1 pseudogene is annotated in these 257 nt (G+C 70.4%); it reads left to right on the forward strand.

Annotated features, from left to right (window positions below):
• Positions 1-37: 37 nt before the first annotated feature.
• Positions 38-257, forward strand: a pseudogene (locus SB751_RS32605) (phosphate ABC transporter substrate-binding protein); the annotation flags it as partial.

Here is a 257-nt window from a genome sequence, read left to right on the forward strand (position 1 = left end):
CTTCCCGCGGTGCAGCGCCGCTGCGTAGAATGCGCGCATGAACCAATGGATCGCCGCACTGCCGATGTACAACGTGACGCCGCGCCACGGCGCGCTGTGGCGCGCGTTGCTGCGTGACGCGCTCGATGCGTTCGCGCGCGCCGGCGGGCCGGTCGACGTCGCGCTGCCCGGCGAGCCGTTCGACGATCTGAATGCGCTGTGGCGCCGCAACGACCTGCTGCTGTCCCAGACGTGCGGCTATCCGTACCGGATGCTCG

The sequence above is a fragment of the Cupriavidus sp. SIMBA_020 genome (assembly GCF_046535395.1).
GTDB lineage: Bacteria > Pseudomonadota > Gammaproteobacteria > Burkholderiales > Burkholderiaceae > Cupriavidus > Cupriavidus campinensis.